Origin of the sequence: Flavobacterium galactosi (assembly GCF_048158585.1) — a bacterium.
Classification (GTDB): domain Bacteria; phylum Bacteroidota; class Bacteroidia; order Flavobacteriales; family Flavobacteriaceae; genus Flavobacterium; species Flavobacterium galactosi.
This window is the reverse complement of the sequence record NZ_JBLNKV010000001.1, coordinates 347,335-366,248: the sequence shown is the minus strand read 5'-3', so window position 1 is coordinate 366,248 and position 18,914 is coordinate 347,335. Positions and strand designations below refer to the sequence as shown.

At 36.2% G+C, this 18,914-nt stretch carries 11 protein-coding genes; 6 read left to right on the top strand and 5 right to left on the bottom strand.

The features are described from left to right. Positions 1-53 precede the first annotated feature (53 nt). On the bottom strand, positions 54-1,421 hold the full coding sequence (gene trhO / locus ACM55M_RS01540; RefSeq protein ID WP_416855701.1) for an oxygen-dependent tRNA uridine(34) hydroxylase TrhO: 1,368 nt from the start codon (positions 1,419-1,421) through the stop codon (positions 54-56). 907 nt (positions 1,422-2,328) lie between these two features. On the opposite strand from trhO, the gene ACM55M_RS01535 reads away from it, so the two are divergent. From ACM55M_RS01535 to ACM55M_RS01510, 6 genes are all read left to right on the top strand, one after another. Beyond that, the gene (locus ACM55M_RS01535; RefSeq protein ID WP_416855700.1) at positions 2,329-5,457 is read left to right on the top strand and encodes a SusC/RagA family TonB-linked outer membrane protein; all 3,129 of its coding nucleotides are present in this window, start codon (positions 2,329-2,331) and stop codon (positions 5,455-5,457) included. 125 nt (positions 5,458-5,582) lie between these two features. Continuing rightward, a complete protein-coding gene (locus tag ACM55M_RS01530; RefSeq protein WP_416855699.1) occupies positions 5,583-7,055 on the top strand; it encodes a RagB/SusD family nutrient uptake outer membrane protein in 1,473 nt (490 codons plus the stop codon). 28 nt (positions 7,056-7,083) lie between these two features. Next, a complete protein-coding gene (locus ACM55M_RS01525; protein WP_416855698.1) occupies positions 7,084-9,003 on the top strand; it encodes an arylsulfatase in 1,920 nt (639 codons plus the stop codon). A gap of 207 nt (positions 9,004-9,210) precedes the next feature. Next, on the top strand, positions 9,211-10,278 hold the full coding sequence (locus ACM55M_RS01520) for a sterol desaturase family protein (protein WP_416855697.1): 1,068 nt from the start codon (positions 9,211-9,213) through the stop codon (positions 10,276-10,278). A 159-nt stretch (positions 10,279-10,437) separates the two neighbouring features. Beyond that, positions 10,438-11,514, top strand: a complete 1,077-nt coding sequence (locus ACM55M_RS01515) for a formylglycine-generating enzyme family protein (protein ID WP_416855696.1) — start codon at positions 10,438-10,440, stop codon at positions 11,512-11,514. A gap of 274 nt (positions 11,515-11,788) precedes the next feature. Then, positions 11,789-14,329 (top strand): PAS domain-containing protein, encoded by a 2,541-nt coding sequence (locus ACM55M_RS01510; RefSeq protein WP_416855695.1) that lies wholly within the window; start codon positions 11,789-11,791, stop codon positions 14,327-14,329. A gap of 82 nt (positions 14,330-14,411) precedes the next feature. On the opposite strand, the gene ACM55M_RS01505 is transcribed toward ACM55M_RS01510, so the two are convergent. The 4 genes from ACM55M_RS01505 to ACM55M_RS01490 form a co-directional block, all read right to left on the bottom strand. Then, complete coding sequence (locus ACM55M_RS01505) at positions 14,412-14,822, bottom strand: BrxA/BrxB family bacilliredoxin (protein ID WP_035668910.1); 411 nt, start codon at positions 14,820-14,822, stop codon at positions 14,412-14,414. Between the two features lie 109 nt (positions 14,823-14,931). Beyond that, positions 14,932-16,083: a lycopene cyclase family protein gene (locus ACM55M_RS01500; protein ID WP_416855694.1), complete on the bottom strand. Its 1,152-nt coding sequence runs from the start codon at positions 16,081-16,083 to the stop codon at positions 14,932-14,934. A gap of 35 nt (positions 16,084-16,118) precedes the next feature. Continuing rightward, positions 16,119-16,586 (bottom strand): thioredoxin family protein, encoded by a 468-nt coding sequence (locus tag ACM55M_RS01495; protein ID WP_416855693.1) that lies wholly within the window; start codon positions 16,584-16,586, stop codon positions 16,119-16,121. After that, positions 16,587-18,848: a TonB-dependent receptor gene (locus ACM55M_RS01490; protein WP_416856275.1), complete on the bottom strand. Its 2,262-nt coding sequence runs from the start codon at positions 18,846-18,848 to the stop codon at positions 16,587-16,589. It lies immediately after the preceding gene. Positions 18,849-18,914 lie beyond the last annotated feature (66 nt).

Here is an 18,914-nt window from a genome sequence, read left to right as displayed (position 1 = left end):
CATTACAAATCAAATTGTAATGGGTTAGTTCTGTAAGATTTTTGTCTTATTTTCTACTCTATGATTTTATACAATTTATCAGATAATCGGATCCGGAATGGCAGTTTAAAAGTACAAGTGTCTCCAGAAACTGCTTTTTCTTGTGCTAAATCGTTAACCAGCATTTCTAGGATTACTAATTTTTGTTCTCCGGTTGTGGAGCCTTTTATTAGAATCGTATCACCAATTTTGATTTCGTTTTCTTCAATTAGAAATTGACCAATACTGGGTTTTGGAAAGAAATGGGTTCCTTTTCCAATATAAATTTTCTTGATTTTTGGTTCTTTTTTGACGGTAGTTCCGAAGCTTCGAGATGGTTTTTCGGAAACAAAAATACCATGCGTTTCTTCGTTGTTTTTGAAAGTCAACACGTCGGATTTTCCTTTTTTGAATATCTTATTTCCGTTTTTTATTCCTCTTCGAATGGCTTTTTGTTCTTCTTCCGGTAAATGAATCACACTCACACATTCAGCAGAACAACAACCTTCCATGGCCGTTGCACATTCCTCACATTGGATGAAAAGTAAATGACAGCCTTCGTTCACACAATTGGTATGTACGTCACAAGGTGCGCCGCATTGATGGCATTGTGAAACGATATCGTCCGTGATTCTTTCGCCCAAGCGGTGATCAAATACAAAGTTTTTCCCGATGAATTTACTTTCTAAACCTTCGGCTTTTACCTGGCGCGTGTATTCTATAATTCCGCCTTCGAGTTGGTATACATTTTCAAAACCTTTGTGTTTGAAGTAGGCGCTGGCTTTCTCGCAACGAATTCCTCCGGTGCAATACATCAATAGTTTTTTGTCTTGTTTGTGTTCAGAAAGTTGCTGTTCGATAATAGGTAATGATTGCCGAAAAGTATCAACGTCTGGTTTTATGGCTTTGGTAAAATGTCCAATTTCACTTTCGTAATGATTGCGCATATCGACCACAATGGTGTTTGGGTCTTCGAGAAGTTCATTGAATTCCTTGGCTTTTAAATGGATTCCGATATTGGTTACATCAAAAGTTTCGTCGACTAAACCATCTGCCACAATCTTATCACGGACTTTTACCGTCAGTTTTAAGAATGAATGGTCATCTTGTTCCACGGCAATGTTCAAACGGATGTCTTTCATGAAATCATAGACTTCGATCGAATCTTTGAATGCGTAGAAATGATCGGCAGGAAGTGACAATTGGGCGTTGATTCCCTCACTGGCTACATAAATGCGGCCCAGGACTTCCAGAGCGTTCCAAGCCAGAAATAATTCGTTGCGAAATTGTGTTGGATCTTGGATTTGCGCATAAGCATAGAAAGACAACGTAAGACGTTGTTTTCCGGCATCATCAATCATGATGGCTCTTTCTTCTGCGCTTAAGGTGTTATACAGTTGCATGCTATAAACAGTTTTAAGTTGAGAAATTTATTTTCGATAAAATAGTCAAGTCATTTTCTTGAACGATGCAAAAGTAACAAATTGTAGAATAATTGCTTTATGATTATCAAAAAAATTAGCTATCTAACTTCTTTATGGGAATGGGTTTTAGTTTGGATTTAAAATGACAATAAAATTAGTATACGGCACTTTTATGTCAAGAAGAATCAGTTTTTCTTTCTTTAAAGATCCATTGAATGGTATTAAAGTGTTGTTTTTAGGATATATTTCCCCAAAATGTCATGAAGTTGATTTGGTATTATTTTTTTCTAAAAGATGAAAAGGTAAGTCACTTTTAATAATTAAGATGCTTATTTTTAGTAATTTAAATTATTTTTAAAGCCGGCTTTATTGAAATGAAAAGCTTTTTATTTTTGATAAAATTAACTTTTTTTTAAAAACTTTAATAAAACTTTTGGTGGTTTAATTTTATAACTTACATTTGTCTATAGAAATAGTAGAGTTTAAATAACTACATTTATCACAACAAAAGCATAAATTTTGAAGACTATCAAATACATCTCTTTTTTGATCATGCAAATCTCGTTTGCATTTGGCGCTCCATGCCGAATGTGTTGCTGTTAAGATACTTCGACCTAAATCATTTTACATTTTTCTAAATATCAAATTCAACGTAATTTACTACGTAAGTTTTTTGATGTTTTGGAATAAAAAAACCTCAAAATTTATATGAATAATAATCCAAAATAAAAAAAAATGAAAAAACGAATGTGCTGTAAATAAAAAAAGCCATTTCTGCGGGAACAGAAATGGCAGGCTTAAAAAAAAATGTTCATCTCTTAAAAGGAAAACGAAAGTTGATTAGTCAACCTTCAAGACTCCTTATTTATTAAACCAAAACAAAGTAATGAAAAAAAAATTAAATATACACTCGTGGATATTCCTTTTACTAGTATCAGTAGGAATTAATGCGCAAAACACCACACCTCTTATTCAGTCTAAACTCGACGGAACTGTAATAGAGGCGATAACAAACCAACCGGTAATAGGCGCTTCTGTCACTATTAAAGGGACTACACACGGAGTAACAACAGATACGGAAGGAAAATTTTACTTTCAAACAGGGCAAAAATTTCCGTATACTTTAATTGTAAGTTATATAGGGTATAAAAAAGCAGAAGTTGTCGTTAATGGAAACCCTGTTATTATTAGTATAAAGGAAGATATTCAAGAACTGAATGAATTAGTTGTTGTTGGGTATGGGACTCAAAAGCGAAAAGATATTACGGGCTCCGTATCTTCAGTTCCAAAAACAAATCTCAATCAGGTTACCTCTTCAGCAGACAATTTATTGCGAGGTGCGGTATCTGGGGTGGTTGTTACTCAAAGTTCCGGACGACCGGGTGCGACTTCGAGTGTCCGTATAAGAGGAGGAAGTTCCATTACAGCAGGTAATGAACCACTTTATGTGGTAGATGGAATATTGATTTACAATGATAATACGAATGGCACGGCCGGAGTGGCTTTTGCAGGAGCAGGAGTCAATGTATTGTCAACCATTAATCCCGGTGATATTGAGTCTATCGAAGTATTGAAAGATGCTTCCGCAACTGCTATTTATGGGTCGCGTGGTGCTAATGGTGTGATCATTATTACTACTAAAAAAGGAACCAAAGGACAAGATATTATTTCATATCAAGGGTATTTTGGATTTCAAAAAGTCTCAAAAAAGTTAGATTTATTAAACGCCAGTGAATGGGCCAGTTTGCGTAACGACGTTCAGGCAAGTATAGGGCAAGCGCCTTCTTTTTCTGCCGCTCAAATAGAAGCACTAAAAACTTCGGGAGATTATGACTGGCAATCGGCAGTTTTTAGAAATGCTCCAGTTCAAAATCATCAATTGACATTTTCAGGAGGTGATGAGCGTTCTAGATACGCTGTTTCAGGCGGTTATTTTGATCAAGATGGAATCGTTATTGGATCTGATTTCAGACGAATTTCGCTGCGGACTAATTACGAAAGAAATTATTCGCAAAACTTTAAATTTGGTGTAAATGCCAATTATAGCAATTCATTATCGAATGGTGTCGGGACCAATGGTGGTGCTGCTGCCGGAAGACAGCCGAATCCACTAGTAGTTGCTTTATATACGCCATCGGTAGTTCCTATTAAAAATGATGACGGCTCATATAATTTAACTAATAATCCCTATTCGACGGCGGTTAATGGGATTATAGGCAATCCAATTAATGATTTGGAAAATACGCTCAATGAAACCAAAATTGATAGAATTTTGACCAGTTTGTTTGGCGAATATAAAATAAACAAACAAATCACCGCTAAGGTTTCGGTTAGTGGAGATGTGATTAATACCAAACAAAATTACTACGCTCCATCCAATACTACAACTGGTGCCGGAACTAAAGGATTGGCCTCAGTTGGTAATCGATTAGTAAGTTCGGTATTGAATGAAAACACGTTGAATTACAATACTCATTTTGGAGAAAATCACAAGTTTTCGGCTTTGGGAGGCTATACGCTTCAATATACACAAGGGGAGATCGTTACTGCAGGAGCGAATACTTTTGTAAATGATGCCAATACGTACAATGCCTTACAAGACGGTGTGGCTGTAAAACCGTATAGTGATGCATTCGAAAGTGTGCTGAAATCGTGGTTGGCCCGAGTAAATTATTCGTATAAAGGGCGATACAATTTTACGGTATCAGCACGGGCCGATGGTTCGTCAAGATTTGGTTCGAAATCGCTTTGGGGTTATTTCCCGTCAGCAGGTTTTTCTTGGAACATTACCGAAGAGGATTTTGCCAAAAATATCAAAGGCGTAACTGACGCAAAATTGAGATTAAGCGCAGGAACAACAGGAAATCAGGAAATTGGAAATTACCTTTCTTTGGCTTCGATCGGTTCTGTTAATTATGCTTTTGGAGGTACTTTACAAACAGGATTGACACCCACTCGTTTGGCAAATCCAGATTTAAGATGGGAAAAAACGAATCAATATAACATCGGTTTAGACTGGTCATTATTGGACAGAAAAATAAATTTTGTTTTTGATGCATACTATAAGAAAACAAACGATTTGCTTATCAATGTACCAGTTCCGTTGATTTCAGGATATTCTAGTGTTCTTCAAAATATTGGAGGCGTTGAGAATAAAGGAATTGAAATTGGTTTGATAACAGAAAACATAAAAACAGAAAACTTTTCTTGGAATTCTAACGTTGTGTTTTCAGCCAATAAAAACAGAGTAGTTGAAATTGGAAATGGAGTGGATCAATTTTTTCCGGTAGTTCCAAATGGTTCTTTATTGCAACAACAGCCCGTAACGGTAAAAGTAGGATTGCCGCTAGGAACTTTCTGGGGATACCAAACCAATGGTGTTTTTCAAACGCAAGAAGAAATCAATGCACAACCAAAAATAAACAGTCTGGCCAATACAAAAGTAGGAGACAGAAGATACGTGGATACTAATGGAGACGGAATAATTTCGGCTGCTGATAAAGGAAGTCTAGGAACTTCACAACCTAAATTTGTTGGAAGTTTCAGTAACACGGTTTCTTATAACAACTTCGATTTGAATTTTTCTTTCCAAGGAACTTATGGCGGTAAAATATTCAATGCCCTAAATCAACAATTAGAAATTTCTACCCTTGGAACGAATGTAGCGGCTACTTTATTGGATCGTTGGACGCCTGCTAATCCAAGTATTGAAATTCCCAGAGCAACAAGTTCTCCGCTGGGAATAGTTTCAGAACGCTATGTAGAAGACGCCTCTTTTGTGAGATTAAAAACAATCACTTTAGGATACACATTGCCTAAAAGCCTTTCTTCAAAAATAGGAACAAAGAGCATTAAACTATATGTATCTGCCGAAAACTTGATTACCTGGACTAAATATACCGGCTATGATCCAGAGGTAAGTTCTTATGAACAAAATAATTTATACCCCGGAATTGATTTTGGATCATATCCAAATTCCAAAACATTCATCACGGGCTTGAACGTAACTTTCTAATCCTCCCCCCAGCCCCCTAAGAAGGAGGGGGAGACCAGAGGCGAATGTAGTTGGTTATAAATACAAACGCATTAGCAAGAATTCTATTTACAGAAGCAATAAGGCTTTAAATAAAAAATTAAACGATGAAAAAAATAATAATAACATTTATACTAAGTGCAGGTCTCTTTGTATCGTGCACGGAGCTAGAGGTAACACCAACCTCTTTTATAACAGAAGAAAATTTTTTTAAGACCCAAGATGATGCTGTTGCCAGTGTGATTGCAGTTTATGCTTCTTTGAGTCTTGATCCAGGGGAACAAAGCCTTTTCGGAAGAAATCTTTATTTCTTGACCGATATGGCCTCTGATTATGCTGCGGCTGGAGTTTCGGCTACGAATCCTCAAGTAAGAGCTTTAAGCAGTTTGACTCATGATGCGACTTCCGACCGTGTTCAAGTAGCTTGGCGCCAAATTTATGCCGGAATAAACAGGGCCAATGTGGCGATTGATAATATTCCTAAAGTTTCTGGTTCTGATGTAGTTAAAACCAGATTGATTAATGAAGCCAAATTCATCAGGGGGTTGTTGTACTTTCAGGCAGTGCGTCTTTGGGGTGGAGTTCCAATCGTTTTACACGAGCCAACTTCCATTAAGGTGGAAAGTCTAAAATCAAAAAGAGCAACCCCAGAGGAAGTTTACGCACAAATTATTTCGGACTTGACAGCCGCCGAAAGTTTGCCGGCCACGTATGCTGCCAATGAGGCTGGACGCGCTACTTCCGGAGCGGCAAAAGCTATTTTAACCAAAGTGTATTTGACCAGAAAAGATTGGCCCAATGCTATTGGCAAAGCCAAAGAAGTCATTAATGGCGGATATGGATATGCCCTTTTCGAAAATTTTGCAGATGTATTCAATAAAGCGAAAAAGAATGGAAAAGAACATATTTTTTCGATACAATTCGAACCCAATCAATCCGGAAACGGTTCTAGTGGGAGCACTTTTCAAGCTACGTCTTTTACGGGATTCACTGCTACAGAACCAGCAGATATTATTTCGGATGTCGCCTTGTTTTATGATATTTATGCAGCAGGAGATACTAGAAGAGATGTGAGTTATGTGAAAGAATTATTGAATCCTGCCACAGGAACGCTGTATACTTTTCCGAAACCCATTTTCAAAAAATACCTGGACCTTACAAACTTAGGTACACCAGCTAATGTGGCTATTAATTTTCCATTGATTCGGTATGCCGATATTCTATTGTCTTTTGCAGAAGCGATTAATGAAAAAGATGGGGCAACTGCGGAAGCTCTTGAAGCTGTCAATCAGGTAAGAAGAAGGGCTTTTGGAAAACCAATTTTCACGCCCGATGTAACAGTGGATTTAATAGGGCTTTCAACGATTCAATTAAGAGAAGCCATTCGAGAAGAGCGTAAAAAAGAATTTGTTCAGGAGGGACAAAGATGGTTTGACTTAGTGCGTTGGGGAACTTTGGTGACCGAAGTGAAAAAAGTGACTGCAAAAAACTCGGTTTCAGCACGTAATAATTTGTACCCAATTCCTCAAAGTGAGCGCAATATTGATCCAACAGGATTGCCACAAAACGAGGGTTATTAATCTATTAAAACAATAAAAAAATATAACAATGAAAAATTTTAAATCTAATTTCAAATTCAAAAGCCCGCAAAAAGGGCTTTTGATTACTGCTGTACTTGTAGCACAATTTGGCTTTGCCCAAAATAAACCAGACGCCAGTTTTAAAGGCGTTATTGGAAAAACCTTGGCAGAATCAAAAGAATATTGGCCACAGCCGGTAAAAGCTGCTGCTGGTGCTCCTAATGTGGTTTGGATCTTGCTGGATGATGTAGGATTTGGGGCTTCCAGTGCTTTTGGTGGGTTGATACAAACACCAACTTTTGATGCTTTGGCGAATAATGGGCTGCGCTATACCAATTTTCATACTACGGCAATTTGCGCTCCCACCCGTGCGGCATTATTAACAGGCAGGAATTCAGGAAAGGTGCATGTCAGTGGTTTTTCACACACGGTGTTATCGGCAGGTTTCCCGGGTTGGGACGGTAGAATTCCAGCGGATAAAGGAACGATTGCCGAGATTTTAAGAGAGAATGGATATAACACTTTTGCAGTGGGTAAATATGGAGTGACCCCTGATGAGGATGCTACCGATGCAGGACCATTTGACAGATGGCCAACCGGTAAAGGATTTGATCACTTTTTTGGTTTCTTAGGATCTCAAACCGACCAATACAACCCGGATTTAGTAGAAGATCAGGCACACGTGAAACCTGACGGACGACATTTAACCGATCAAATTACCGATAAAGCGATTAGTTATATTACCAAACAACAAAAGGCCGCACCGGGAAAACCGTTCTTTTTATACTATGCGCCAGGCGCAGTTCATGCACCACATCAGGTAGCGGCGTCTTGGAGCGACCAGTACAAAGGAAAATTCGACGAAGGTTGGGATGTATACCGTGAGAAAGTGATTGCCAATCAAAAGAAATTAGGGGTAATTCCTGCCAATGCAATATTGCCGGAACGCAATCCGCTTATTGCGGATTGGAAAAAACTAACTCCAGACCAAAAGAAAGTGTATGCAAGATTTATGGAAGTATATGCTGGATATCTTACATATACGGATCACGAGATTGGAAGAGTCGTGAATCATTTGAAGGAAACCAATCAATTAGAGAATACGTTGATTTTTGTTGCCATTGGAGATAATGGAGCGAGTAAGGAAGGAACTTTACAAGGTACGATTAGCCAAAATCTTTTTGCTCAAGGCGTATCTGACGAGAAAAATTTTCAGGATAATTTAAATAAAATTGGAGAAATTGGTACTGTAAAAGGGTTAAATACTAATTTTCCTTTAGGATGGGCGCAAGCAACTAATGCCCCTTTTAAAAATTGGAAACAAGATGCACAATCAGAAGGGGGAACACGTAATCCATTGATTATTCATTATCCAAAAGGGATTAAAGAAAAAGGAGGAATCAGAAACCAATACAGCCATGTGACGGACCTACTTCCTACTACATTGGAAATTGCCGGAATTAAAGCACCTGAAAAAATTAGAGAAATTAAGCAGGATGCTATCCAAGGATCTTCCCTATATACTTCTTTAAATGACGCTAAAGCCGAATCACTACACAAAGTGCAATACTATTATATTTTTGGAAACAGAGCCATTTACAAAGAGGGTTGGAAGGCCGGCGCAGCACATCTTCCGGATTCTTTTGCCTTAAAAAACACATTGGGTAAAAACGAAATACCAACCGCAAGTAATTTTGATACAGATGTTTGGGAATTGTACAACTTAAAAGAAGATTTTAATGAGCGTGTAAACTTGGCTAATAAGTATCCTGAAAAATTAGCGGAGCTTAAAAAATTGTTTGATGAGCAAGCCAAAGAGAATAATGTTTATCCGTTGATTGATTGGCAAGATGTGTTTGTTAGAAGAATACATAACACTGGGGCAGATAAAGGCAAAAACCTTCAAGAATTGATTCGAAAAGCAACGCAATCTGGAGAAAATCAGTAAGAAAAAAAATCAAGAATTCAGGTCTTTATTTAGAATTCAAAAAAGACCTGATTCTTTAAATATAATATAAAAAATAAAATCATGACACGAATAGATTTTCAAATAATAGGGAAGAAGATTGTCGTTGGGGCAATTGTGTTTTTAGTACCTTTAACCATTTTGGCTGGAGGTTTAGCATTAGTAAATCAATTTTTAAAATAAGAAATTATGGCATTAGATCAAAATTTAAAAGGAAAATTAACCCGAGACTTGAGTATAAGTCTTTTAATTTACACCTTGCCAGTATTGGCCATTTACCTTTATTTTAAACTGAATAATGGTATCATAGCCGAATCACATATTGCATTACCATCGTTTTTAGAATTTGTGCAACCTGCCTTCGTAAATATAAGAAGCTGGGGATTAATAGCTTTTATGTTGGTTTTAGGAGCCATCGAATTTGGTGCAGGTTTATACGATGACCAATGGACAGGAGAAGAACGCAAAGTAGATATCATTTGTTTTCTGGCGCCTAAATTGCTTTTACCTCCAGTAGTTGCTTTTTTTAGCTTAACAGCTTTACCATTTTTAATTCCAAATCTTGAAAATACACTTTCTTGGGTTCCGTTTTGGGGCGGCTTTTTCTTAATTGCTATAGCCGATGATTTAACACAATATTGGTACCATCGTTTGCACCATCAAGTGCCATTTTTATGGCGTTTCCATAGAACACACCACTCGGCTCCATACATGGGAATGGCGATGGCTTCAAGACAAAACTTCATTTACACGGTGTTTTTCTCTCAAATTTATCTGACAGCTACTTTAACGTTTTTAGGTTTAGGATTACCTGCTTTATTTGTTCTGGTTATAAAAAGTTTTATCACATTAGGAGCACATTCGAGTATTGCTTGGGACAAACCATTCTATAAATACAGAATATTGCATCCAATTGCTTGGGTTTTGGAGCGTTTTATTTCGACTCCAGCCACGCATCACGCCCATCATGCAGATACTAGTGGTGACGGAATTGGTCATTTTAAAGGTAACTTTGGAAATATGTTTTTCCTCTGGGATGTGATTTTCGGAACAGGTTTAATTACTCGAAAATTTCCAAAATCATACGGAATGAAATCCTATAAACAAGAAGAATGGTATGCACAGTTTCTTTGGCCAATATTTAAATCTAAAAAAGAAGGAAGTGCTTTAGCCGCTGGTGTTCTTGCCGTTCCAATTGCTCAAAAAAAGGATACGGTTCTAACACATCCAAACAGATACGAGCCAATTCAATCCTAAAAAATAATAAAACACTCATCAATTGTCCCAGATTGTTATTTGAAAATTGGATTAAGCGAAGGATTATAATTCCTAACCGATCAAAAAACGTGTTAGGAATATTTTTTAAAACACAATGACATTTAGCAATCGGGGAGAAGGATAATGAATAATAAAAACATGAAAATATATCGTTTAATTACTGGAATTATTTTATCAGGTTTATCCTCTTTTGCACAAGAAAGTAAGGGTGTGGCTGTTGCTGCAACTAGCTGTCAAGCAATGTGCAAGGCAAATACTTCCAAAAAAGCATTGTTGTTACAATCCATTGGAAATAGTTCCACAGCGATTACTGTCACTACTTCAACGAATGGAATGGTTTGGGTTGCAGGAGGGGAATTTAATATGGGAACCAATGATTATGCGGATGCAAAACCCGTTCATAAAGTGCGTGTAAAAGGGTATTGGATGGATGAACACGAAGTGACGAATGCTCAGTTTACTGCTTTTGTAACAGCCACTAAATATATAACAATAGCAGAAAGACCGTTAAATCCCGATGATTATCCCGGGGTTCCGCTAGATAAATTAGTGCCGGGTTCGGCGGTGTTTTCAGCACCAACAGATAAAGTCTCTTTGGATAATATCCAACAATGGTGGAAATACGTGCCGGGAGCAAACTGGCAACATCCTGCAGGGCCGGAAAGCAGTATCGTTGGACTTGAAAATAATCCGGTGGTACAAATCAGTTATGTAGATGCTCAGGCGTATGCACTGTGGGCGGGTAAAAGACTACCTACCGAAGCTGAGTGGGAGTTTGCCGCTAGAGCAGGAAGACCGCATGCTAAATATTATTGGGGAACAGAACTCAAGCTAAATGGCAAATGGTTAGCCAATATTTTTCAAGGAACTTTTCCAAATAATAATACAGCCGAAGACGGTTTTGTAGCAGCAGCTCCAGTGAAATCTTTTCCTAAAAATCCTTTTGGAATTTATGATTTGGAAGGAAATGTATGGGAATGGTGTAGCGATTTATACCGTGACGATTATTATAAAAATAGTGCTAATGATAATCCCAAAGGCCCCTCGACCAGTAATGATCCCGAAGAACCTGGAGTAGAAAAACACGTTCAAAGAGGCGGATCTTATTTGTGTAGTGACCAATATTGCATTCGATATGTCGCAGGAAGCCGTGGAAAAGGAGAAACGACAAGTGCTTGTAATCACTTGGGATTTCGATGTGTGAAGGATAACTAAAGCCAAGAGATGTTGTCAAAAATTTGTTCAAAATAGCAAAGAGAAGTTACTTTAGGGTTTCTTCTCTTTTTTTATCCTAAAGATTCTTCAAATACCGTGGTGTATTTATTTATGGATGTAAATGTTTCTTTTCTGGTTTAATGGATCGTTCAGGGTGTATGTGTTAAAACAGTCTTTGATTATTGGATATAATTCACTAACTTTCATCTGTATAAGTAGATGATTATTCGGTTTTTTGAGGTTAATGAATGTTACATTTAACGCCATTTTTACTATGAAAATTTCCTTTGAAAAAAAAATATTATTAGGATTTATTATCAATTTATTAGTTGTTATTGCTTCAGGATGGGTTTTTATTTCTCGGCTTGACAAACAAAGAGATCAAACAAATGATTCCGTTTTATATGGGATAGAACTTTCCTTGTTTGTCCTTTCAATTATGTTACTGACCATCGTCTATTTTATAATTAAGGCTCAATTACGGGCTAAAAATATTTCCCAAAACTTGCTCTTAGAAAGCAAACAACAGATTCAGTCCATCATTGATAACACTTCGAATCCCATCTTTATAAAGAAAATAAATGGAGAATATTTATTGGTCAATAAACAATTTGGATCTTTATTTCAAATTCCGAACGAAGAAATAATAGGGAAAACGGATCATGATTTTCTGCCAAAGGAAGTGGCTGATGTTTATAGGAATTCTGATCTTGAAGTGGCAAAAGCATTAAAAGAACTAAAAACAGAAGAAACTATCCGACAACCGGATGGTCCTCATACTTATATCGCGGTAAAATTTCCTTTGTATGATTCAACAGGGAGGATTTATGCAATCGGCGGAATTTCGACGGATATCTCAGAAAGAAAGAAATTAGAAGAGTCATTCAAAGCGGCTGATAAATTTTTTAACATGTCATTAGATATGATGGTTATAGCCTCAAAGGATAAATTTATAAAGGTTAATCCGGCTACCAGTAAAATCTTAGGATATTCAGAGCAAGAGTTATTGAGTAAACCCTTTCTGGAATTTACAGTTCCTGATGATATTGACGTTACAAAAAAAGAAGTTGCTAAACTTCAGTCCGGTGTTTCAACAATAAATTTCGAAAATAGATATATCTGTAAAGACGGGTCAATAAAATGGCTTTCTTGGTCAACTTATCCAGACCCCTCAACCGGATTATTGTATGCTATTGCCAGCGATATTACCGCTAAAAAAGAAATTGAAGACTCTTTGGTCGTTGCCGATAAATTTTTCAATATGTCTAATAACTTACTTGTCGTTTCAAAAGGAGACCATTTTATAAAAATAAATCCAGCGTTTACCAAAACATTGGGTTACACTCAAGAAGATATGAATACCATAAAATTTACGGAATTAACACATCCAGATGACAAAAAAATAGCCGATGAAGTATTGGCTAAGCTTCTAAAAGGAGATGAAATTGTAAATTTCGAATACCGTGTTCTTTGTAAAGATGGGGCCTACAAATGGCTGGACTGGCATAGCACTATTGATTTACAGCAAGGTATAGTATATTCTGTTGCGCGTGATATTACTGAAAAAGTTAAAAATGAACAATCCTTAAAAATAGTCAACAATTTTTTTGAGATGTCATTTGACGCTTTTTTTGTTGAAAAAGGAAATAAAATCATAAAAATTAACCCTGCGTTCACTAAAATTTTGGGTTATGATCAAAATGACTTAGAGAAAATATCACTTTTAGATCTGCTGCATCCAGATTATGTGAAAATTGTCAGTGAAAGAAGGGAAAAACGTTTAAAAGGAGAGCCGGTAGAGGCAGATGTTATGTTCCCTTTATTATGCAAAGATGGTTCGTATAAATGGACTGAATCAGTGATAGCAACGGATATTAAAGGAGGAATGATCTATGCAGTTTTACGGGATATCACCCAAAAAAGACTAGATGAAGAAATGTTAAATAATTACACTCAGAAATTAAAAGATAACGAACAGCAAATACAAAGCATTTTTGATGGTGCTCCTGATCCGGTTATTGTCATTGATAGTGAAAGCAATGTTTTGAGATGGAATCCAAAGGCTGAATCTGTTTTTGGATGGAAAATTGCCGAAATTATGGGGAAACACCTTTATGATTTCATTATTCCGGAACGATATAGAGAAGAGCATAAAAAAGGGATGGAACATTTTTTAACGACAGGAATCGGACCACTTTTAAATAAAACATATGATATAGAAGCGGTCAATAAGGAAGGAACTGAATTTCCGGTGTCTATTAGTGTTTCACCGATCAAAATGGGAGAAAAATATTTTTTTATTGGTTTTGTAAGAGATATAACTGAAAGTAAAAAAGCCGTTGATGAATTGTATGAAAATGAAGAAAAGCTACGATTGATTTTAGAGAATATTAGTGAGGGTGTTATCGTAGCCAATGCAGATAGAAAAGTAGTAATGGCAAATTATATGGCCAATGAAATTTTTGGGATTGAAGAGGATGATAAAATATCGTCTAATTTAACCGATCATTTTGAGTTGTATTTTCCAGATGAGAAAACTATTTTTCCTTCCCAAAACTTACCAATGGAACGCGCGTTGGATGGAGAGGAAACAAATGATGTTGAAGTCGTTCTTTGGAATCCCGTTGCGCAACAAAAGAGAAGGGTTCTTATTAGCGGCAGGCCATTAGTCGATCAGGATAATAAGGTAGTAGCAGCTGTTGTTACTATAAAAGATATCAGTAAATACAAACAGATGGAAGAAGAACTAAAAGAAACAGAATTAAAGTACAGACAGTTAATAGGTTTTAGAAAAGGGGGGGACACTGTTACTTGATGTTTTCTTATGAGAAACAGTTATAATAAAAAACCACGATTTGCTTTCGCTGAATCGTGGTTTTTTATTTCTTTTTATTGAATTAACAATACTCGTTGAAAGCGTCTTTTAGGTTTTCAGCGATTAATTCTGCTGGGCGACCTTCAATGTGGTGACGCTCTAACATGTGAACTAATTCTCCATTTTTGAATAAAGCCATACTTGGCGATGACGGAGGAAAAGGGAACATATGTTGTCTGGCAGCGTCAACAGCTTCTTTGTCAACTCCTGCAAAAACGGTAATTAAATGGTCTGGTTTTTTTGCCCCATCTAAGCTCATTTTTGCTCCCGGACGTGCGTTTCTTGCAGCACAACCACAAACTGAGTTTACTATCACTAGTGTTGTACCTTCAGCTTTCATTGCGTTTTCAACTGCTTCAGCACTATGTAAATCTTGAAAACCTGCAGCTGTTAATTCAGCTTGCATCGGTTTTACCATTTCTTCTGGATACATATTTTTTATTTTAAAAAGTTTGAAATTTTCTTTGTTTAATCTTGCAAAGTTACAAAGTTTAAAACCAACACGTTTATTTGTGCCATAAAGTTTTGTTATAGTTTGATTGTTATTTTATTGTTTTGAAAATAACATGAAATACCGCTTTGATAAATAGTATTTTAGGGCATTTTAATATCACTTGAATGTCTTCTGAAAGAGTCGTTTCTTCGTCCAAGAATTTAAAAATTAATGTTGGATTTCCCTTTTTGAACAGGGAAGAAAAAATAGTGCTTCCCAATACATTTTTTCGGTCTAAAATATCCAAAAGCAACAAATCATAAAACCAGAATTTATTCCTTTTATGGAACTTGGTGAAATCAGTTTCCGTTTGCAGAAACGAAACCAATTCAGTGGATTTTTTATCAGAATTTTTAAAAGTGTACCCTGTGCTGGCTTTAGTCCAACCGCCAGAAGTACCTATATTAATGACATTTTTAGTGTTCAATTTCCAAAAAGGATAACACGTCATAGGGATGCTTCCTTGTTCTTTCTCTATAATTTCGTAATTTGTAATGCCGAGATTTTGAATGTATTTTTTGATTTCACTTTCATATTCCGCTTTTTCAAGATGATGGTGAGAAAACAAAGTATATTCTAATAAAGCTTCGGTTCTGGAAGTTGGCAAGACATACATAAAGCGTGTATTTCCTCTTTGTTCTACCGAAAAATCCATGAATGTGGCCTGTTCCGGATTAAAAACAGGCTGTTCACTTTTTATAAACCAACCAATGAAATGCTGCTGTAAAACAGGATATTTGGATTGATTTTCTATTTTTTGTCTGTTGTAAATACTATTGAATAGTTTTGAACAGGAGAAACTATCAGCATCAGTTTGTATCAGAATTATATTTTCGGATTCTTCAATTTCCAATACTTTTTGATTAACAAAAGAGATGTTTTTTTGTTTCGAAATCAAATCAAATACTGGGTTATAAAAATCCAAGCCGCGTATCATGTTGTATTGATACGGTTTTAAATCTAAATTCCGACGAAAGTCTTCATTGGCAAACAAAGCAGAATCCCATTGCTGTGAAATTGAATCTTCCCAGAGAGTATCGTTTTTCTCCCAAAAACACCAAGTTCGGTCGTTCGTTTTTTTAGTATTTTCATCAATAAGCAAAATGCTTTTATCGTTAAATTTTCTCGAAAGCAGCATTTTATAAACGGTCATCAAAGCTGATAAGCCAGTTCCGGTAAAGATGTAATCGAAGTGTTTCATTGGAAAATTTGACAATTACATCAAAAATAGACATTTTATTCTTTTAGTTTCTCTAAAATGAGTTGAAACTCTTTCGGTTTTATGTAGTTGTTGTCTTGAAAAATGATTTCGTTTTCACTGTTTAATACACATAAAGCAGGATAATTCAGCTGTTTGTTAATGGTTCCTAATTGTATGGCCAGTTCATGAATTCCGGAAGTATTTCCCGTGGATTTGAACTTAAAAGAAGCTTTGTTAAAAGTAATTGTCCGTTTTTCTTCGGCATTAAAATCAATAAAATAAAAAGTATTGTTTAGTTCCTTTATGATGTTTTCGTTTTTTAAAGTCGTGTTTTTTATAGCATGGCAGAATTGGCACCAATCCGTATGAATAAAAACGATAACTTTCCTTTTTTCAATATTTTGCAGACTATCTATTTGTTCAAAAGAGACCATGTTTAGCTGCGCAAAACCAGATGGAATCACCAAAAATAAAAGCAACAGTAAAAGGAGTTTTTTTCTCATCTACTTTAAATTATAGCGCAGTCCAAAAAAGCTGCGAATACCTTGGTTAGGGCCATACACATAAGTCGTGTCAAATGTTAATCCGTAAGGGTTTTGTGGTGTAGCCAGTACTTGTCCGCTAGTGTCATATTCTACATTTTTGTCAAAAGGATCATTTGTTCTTGCAATTAAAAACGGATTATTTTGTTTGGGTAAAAAGTTCAATAGGTTTTTAATTCCGGCATAGAATTCAAAGTTTTTTAAGCCAGAATACGTGAATTGAATGTTTTGCAAACTGTACCACGGCGAATTAGCACTTCGAGGATCTAAAGTACTTAATAATGGTAATTTCATTGGTCCATACAAATTTCCGGTATAGTCAATGTTCAAATCGATAGTTTTTATTTTATATGATACACTCCATGTTGCAGTAAAATTTTCGGTTAGAAAGGGTGTTTCTTTTACGCCGTTTTCAACATTTTTATTATTAAGTAAGGAAGCGCCTGTTATAATCTTTAATCCGTTGGGGAAATTGACGTCTATATTGGTGCTAATTCCTTGGCTTATGGCGTATCCGTTGATGTTATCATAAATTATTTTATTGGGGTCAGTCTTGTAATCGGAAACAATTTTATTGCTGAATCGGGTGTGGAAAAGGGCTGTTTCAATTCCGATAAATGTTCCATTGCCGAAATTTATTTTCTTGATGTAATTCAAATTTGCGTTTACAGATTGTTCGGGTTTCAAGTTATTGGCCACTACAATTTCCCGAGCGCCTGTTAAGGCAGCATGGTCTTCTGTAAATAAATTCACAACTCTAAAACCCGTTCCGGCATTTAGCCGAAGAATATTATTGTCGTTCAATTTCCATTTATAGGCTAGTCGTGGGGTCAAAATACTCCCATGAAATGAGTTGTAATCGTAACGCATTCCCAGTAATAGTTTGTGTTTTTCAGTGAAGGTGATTTCGTCTTGAACAAAAATTCCGGGTAGCCAAGTTTTTTCCGGATTGTTATTTCCAAGAGCTGCAGTCGCAGGGGTATTGTCGTCATAATAATTGTAACGTGCTGCTATTCCTGTGAGCAGGTCATTTCTCCCTAATTTCTTATCCCAGGTTAATTGCATGAACCCAATTTTTTGGTTGGCAATGTAGTTTGTTATGCCATAACGACTGTCTTGATAATGCACGTTTCCAGAAAATGAAAGCATCAATTTCTCTTGAAATGGCAATTGATAACTTCCTATAAGTTCTGCTCGTTTTGTGTAGATGCTTTCGCCGTAAATTTCGTCTCCTCCACGGTATTTTTTCTCCCAGCGCATATCTCCGCCAAAACGATCTTCATAGAAAGCACGTGCTGCAATAGTGAATAATCGGTTTTCTTTTCTGTCAAAAGTCCATTTTTGAAAAAGTGAAATTCGGTCTGAGAGTGAAACATCGGTAAATCCATCTTTATCATTGTCAATTCTATTGTTGTACTTGAAATAATTTAGACCTAATAACGCCGTTGCTTTCTTACCAACATTCAATTTTACACCTAAGTCGATATTGGTTTCCAGCCAAGAAGTACTAAAAACATCCGCCGAGAATAATGGGGCATTTATCGGGTTTTTAGTGATGATATTAATTAAACCACCCACAGCTTCACTGCCGTATAATGAGGATGCAGGACCCTTTACAATTTCAATTCTTTCTACTAAAGAATTTGGTATTCCGGATAATCCATAAACAGTGGATAAACTGCTTACAATGGGCATCCCGTCTATTAAAACCAAAGTATAGGGACCTTCCAGTCCGTTAATGTGAATGTCACCGGTATTACAAACGCCACAATTAAGTTGCGGTCGGACTCCGTTTACGTTTTGAAGTGCTTCATAAATACTTGCGGTAGGATTTTTTTTGAAAAATATTGGGGAATAGACTTCAACTGGGACGGCACTTTCTAGTCTTTTTACCGCTTTCAAAGTTCCTGAAACAACTACCTCGTTCAGTTGGTTTTCAGTATTGGAAAGTTCAAAATCCACTATGGTATTTTCGTCTTTTTTGACACTAATATTTTTTCTGGATGTTTGAAAACTGTTAGCTGCAACCTGAATTTTATAAGTTCCTTCTGGGATATTCTCTAATCTATAGTTGCCTAAGCTATCGGTTTTAGTTTTATAATTAGTTCCCATTACAACAATACTTGCACTAGGAATCGCTTTTTTCTCTGATGAAACGAATCCTGAAACAAAAGTTTTTTCTTGTGCATAACTGAAGTTTACAACAAGAAAAACAAATAACATAAATATTTTTTTCACAATGCTTAAATTAAATTTAGGCAAAGCTAAAAATTATATTTCGTAAAACAA

Coding starts and splice junctions, on each gene's coding strand:
- trhO (WP_416855701.1), bottom strand. CDS start 1,421: ATGCAACTGTATAACACCTTAAGCGCAGAAGAAAGAGCCATCATGATT.
- ACM55M_RS01535 (WP_416855700.1), top strand. CDS start 2,329: ATGAAAAAAAAATTAAATATACACTCGTGGATATTCCTTTTACTAGTA.
- ACM55M_RS01530 (WP_416855699.1), top strand. CDS start 5,583: ATGAAAAAAATAATAATAACATTTATACTAAGTGCAGGTCTCTTTGTA.
- ACM55M_RS01525 (WP_416855698.1), top strand. CDS start 7,084: ATGAAAAATTTTAAATCTAATTTCAAATTCAAAAGCCCGCAAAAAGGG.
- ACM55M_RS01520 (WP_416855697.1), top strand. CDS start 9,211: ATGGCATTAGATCAAAATTTAAAAGGAAAATTAACCCGAGACTTGAGT.
- ACM55M_RS01515 (WP_416855696.1), top strand. CDS start 10,438: ATGAAAATATATCGTTTAATTACTGGAATTATTTTATCAGGTTTATCC.
- ACM55M_RS01510 (WP_416855695.1), top strand. CDS start 11,789: ATGAAAATTTCCTTTGAAAAAAAAATATTATTAGGATTTATTATCAAT.
- ACM55M_RS01505 (WP_035668910.1), bottom strand. CDS start 14,822: ATGTATCCAGAAGAAATGGTAAAACCGATGCAAGCTGAATTAACAGCT.
- ACM55M_RS01500 (WP_416855694.1), bottom strand. CDS start 16,083: ATGAAACACTTCGATTACATCTTTACCGGAACTGGCTTATCAGCTTTG.
- ACM55M_RS01495 (WP_416855693.1), bottom strand. CDS start 16,586: ATGAGAAAAAAACTCCTTTTACTGTTGCTTTTATTTTTGGTGATTCCA.
- ACM55M_RS01490 (WP_416856275.1), bottom strand. CDS start 18,848: ATGTTATTTGTTTTTCTTGTTGTAAACTTCAGTTATGCACAAGAAAAA.